The 3,438-nt window shown below is 72.0% G+C and carries 3 protein-coding genes; 2 read left to right on the forward strand and 1 reads right to left on the reverse strand.

The annotated features are described in order from the left end of the window. Positions 1 to 99 precede the first annotated feature (99 nt). The gene (locus EHS43_RS40440) at positions 100 to 996 is read right to left on the reverse strand and encodes a bifunctional helix-turn-helix transcriptional regulator/GNAT family N-acetyltransferase (protein WP_125195527.1); all 897 of its coding nucleotides are present in this window, start codon (positions 994 to 996) and stop codon (positions 100 to 102) included. Positions 997 to 1,136: 140 nt separating this feature from the next. Between EHS43_RS40440 and EHS43_RS40445 the strand changes: the two genes are divergently transcribed. Further along, positions 1,137 to 2,921, forward strand: coding sequence for a hypothetical protein (locus EHS43_RS40445; protein WP_125195528.1), 1,785 nt, complete (start codon positions 1,137 to 1,139; stop codon positions 2,919 to 2,921). Then, on the forward strand, positions 2,908 to 3,264 hold the full coding sequence (locus tag EHS43_RS40450; RefSeq protein ID WP_125195529.1) for a hypothetical protein: 357 nt from the start codon (positions 2,908 to 2,910) through the stop codon (positions 3,262 to 3,264). Before EHS43_RS40445 ends, EHS43_RS40450 begins: the two co-directional genes overlap by 14 nt. Positions 3,265 to 3,438 lie beyond the last annotated feature (174 nt).

Consider the following 3,438-nt stretch of genomic DNA (forward strand, 5'->3'; position numbering starts at 1 on the left):
CGGTTGGACCGTCGCCTGGACGCCGGGACGAACGCGATAGTACTCGTTCCCGACTGAACGCGATAGTGCGTGAAGCTCCGGATCGGGCAGGGCGGGCGGTCAGTTCGCCGGGCCGGAGAGCCGCTTCTCGAACCAGTGGTCGCCGTAGACATGATCGGCGTAGGGCGGGATCTCGGTGTAGCCGCACGCCCGGTACATCGTCTGTGCCTCGGTGAGGGACGCGTGCGTGTCGAGCCGCAGGGTCGAGAGGCCGCGGGCGGCGGCCTCCGTCTCCAGGGCGGTGAGGATCCGGCGGGCCAGGCCCAGGCGGCGGGCGTCCGCGTGCACCCACACATGGCGGAGCTCGCCCACCCCCGGTTCCAGCCGGCGCAGTGCCCCGCAGCCCACGGGGTGACCCTCCTCGTACGCCACGAAGAACGCCCCCGCCGTCCCCGAGACCTCCTCGGGGCGCACCAGGTCGGACTTGTCGAAGCCCTCCGGGAAGCGGGCGTCGATGTCGGCGGCGTAGGCGTCGAGGCAGGCGCGGGCGTCGGGGGCGGCCCCGTCGACCGGGGCCACGGTGATACCGGCCAGGCGCAGCAGTCGCTGGGCGGTGCTCATCGCCTCGGTGAGCCGGTCGCGCTGGGCCGTGCTGAGCCCGTCGAGCAGGCCGGCGGCGAGGGCGTCGGCCCGGCGGTTCTGCTCCTTGAGCTCGGTCCGTCCGGCGCGGGTCAGCTCGACCACGCGCAGCCGGCTGTCGTCCGGGTGGACGCTGATCCGGACCAGGCCCTGTGCCTGGAGCGTCTTGGCCATCCGGCTCAGATACCCGGCGTCCAGCCCGAGCCGGGTCCTGAGCTCGCGCAGCGAGACCCCCTCGCCGATCTCGAAGAGCAGCCGCGCCTCGCCGAGCGGGCGGTCCTGGCCGAGGTAGTGGTCGTCCAGGGCGCCGATACGACGGGTGAAGTAGCGGTTGAACCGGCGGAACTCCGCCACCTGCTGTGCCGACACCGGATTCATAATATTTGACTCTAGTCAAAGGATTGTGGTGGCGTCCATCGGTACGGGATTCCGGTTTCCCCGACCCACCCGCACCTCTATGCTGATGGTTTGTCAACAGGTGACATGCGCAAGGACTTTGCACGCATCGGGGGAGTCGCGTGACTACTACATCTGTGCCTCGGCAACCGCAGTCGGCACCGCCGGGCCCGGTCACCCCGCCGCACGCGAGTGAGGCGACCCGGCTGCTGTGCGCGGGCACCTACCTGGATTCCGGTTACCGGGACCGGGTCATCGAGCAGCTCCATCTGAACGAACAGCGGATCGTGGCGCCCTCGCTCGGCCTCGACGCGGCCCGGGTGCTCGCGCACGCGCTGCGCGCCCGGCGCCAGGAGCTGCTGTGGGCCGGCCTGATCCTCGGCCTGTGGGTGATCGGGGTGCCGCTGACCGGCGGACTGATGCTCATGTTCGTCGTCCCCAGCCTGCTGCTCGCGGCCGCCTCGTGGATCCGGGGCAAGAGCGCGAACCCGCCGCTGTATCGGTGGCTGCCCGCCTTCGTCATGCGCTGGTGGGGGCGAGTGGTCTTCGCGATGTTCCTCGTCGTGGCCCTCGTGGTGGCGTTCGGCGGAGGCGCGGACGACTCCTCGTCCTACGGCGGCTCGGGGTCCTTCGGCGACTCGTACGGCTACGGCGATTCGTACGGTTCCTACAACGACTCGTCCGACCTGTCCGATCTGCTCCTCCCCGACCTCGACGGGGTCGGCGGGCTGATCGGGCCGCTGCAGGCCTGGCTGGTGATCGTCGTCTTCGTGCTGATCGCGGTGTGCGTGGCCGCCCAGCGCGGCCAGTTCGCCCGCGCGGTCGGCGCCGAACTGTCCCCGCAGCGCTTCCCGAACGCGGCCGACGACCCCGCCGAGCGCGCCGAGGGACAGCGGTTCCAGCGGCTCAAGGACCGCATCCGGGTCGAGCAGCACTCGCCGCTGGTCATGTACCACGAGAAGCGGCCCTTCTGCGGTGCCGGGTTCGCCTACGAGACCTGGGTGCTCGCCGTCGAGCTGCGGCCCGACGAGATGAAGAAGGAACAGCTGCCGCTGAACAACCGCGCGGTCCTGGAGAAGATCCGCCCGCTGCTCGAACAGCTGCGGCTGCCCTCGGAGTTCGCCGGGCACACGGTCCGCGACCGGCTGCGCTGGCTGGAGATCGACGAGTGCGTGTTCCTGCCCGCCGAGGGGCTGCGCCGGCGCGAGGAGGCGCCGTACCACCCGCAGGCCTTCGAGGACCACCGGGCCCGCGCGGTCGAGGAGGGCGCCGAGAAGCGGCGGCACTTCCTGCGCATCCGGGTCGGCGGCTGGGAGGAGGAGCTGGTCGTCACGGTCTTCGTGCGCGTCCACACGCAGGGCCGGATGCTCATGCTGGAGATCGCCCCGCACGTCCTGCTGCCGGTGCGCGAGGACTTCAAGGACGCCGACCGCGCGGCGCACACCTACCGGCACAACAACGTGATCGGCAAGGCGGCCTGGGCGGTGGCCCGGGTGCCGGGCTCCGCGGCCCGCTCCCTCGCCACCCTCGGCCGGGGAGCGGCGTACGCGTGGAAGCTGCTGACCGGCGGCCACGCGGGCGCCCTGCCCGACGGCCCGGCGCTGTCGGTGCGGGAACTCGGGTCGGCGTACGAGGGGTCCCTCTTCCAGGACATGGACGCCTACCGCTACCTCCGGAGCGTGCAGGACCGGGTCGCCCACGGCGTGCTGACCGCGCTGGCCGAATCCGGTTACCAGACCGGCGAGTTCGTCCAGAAGATCGTGAACATCAGCAGTGGCGGCGTACACGTCGAGGGCGGCGTCCACGGCAGCACCTTCGCGGTGGGCAAGCACGCCACCGCGTCCTCCACCACCGGCGGCGCGGGACCCGCGCCGCAGAAGGGAACCAGCGGCAATGGCAACGGATGAGCCGGGCGTCAGCATCAGCGGCGGTGTCCACGGCAGCACCTTCGCGATCGGCAGCCACGCGCGCGCCGAGAGCCACCACGGCACCGCGCCCCAGCGGGACGAGACGGCCGAGGCGCTCCTGACCGCCGTACGGGAACTGCGCGAGGACCTCACGCGCCTGAGGGCCACCGACGAGACGGCCGCGCTGGACGGCGCGCTGGCCGAGACGGAGGAGGAGATCGTCACGACGGGGCAGGCGGGGCCGACCCGGCGGGAGCGCCTGCGGGCGCTGCTGGACGACTCGCAGGCGCTGGTGGGCCTGGTCGCGTCGGCGGGAGCGGTGGCCGGGCTGCTGGGGCTGTGAGCTGAGGCGTACGGTGCCGTCCGTGCGGGACGTGGTGACCCGGCCCGTACGGCACGGGTGCGAACGGGGGACGTGGTGAACGGGAAGGGGACGCCATGAGCGGGGGAGTGCGGTACTGGAACGAGGAGACACAGCGGTGGGAGGACGGGGACGGGAGCGGCGCCGCGACCGGTC

This window comes from Streptomyces sp. RP5T (assembly GCF_003933965.1).
GTDB lineage: Bacteria > Actinomycetota > Actinomycetes > Streptomycetales > Streptomycetaceae > Streptomyces.

Coding starts and splice junctions, on each gene's coding strand:
- EHS43_RS40440 (WP_125195527.1), bottom strand. CDS start 996: ATGAATCCGGTGTCGGCACAGCAGGTGGCGGAGTTCCGCCGGTTCAAC.
- EHS43_RS40450 (WP_125195529.1), top strand. CDS start 2,908: ATGGCAACGGATGAGCCGGGCGTCAGCATCAGCGGCGGTGTCCACGGC.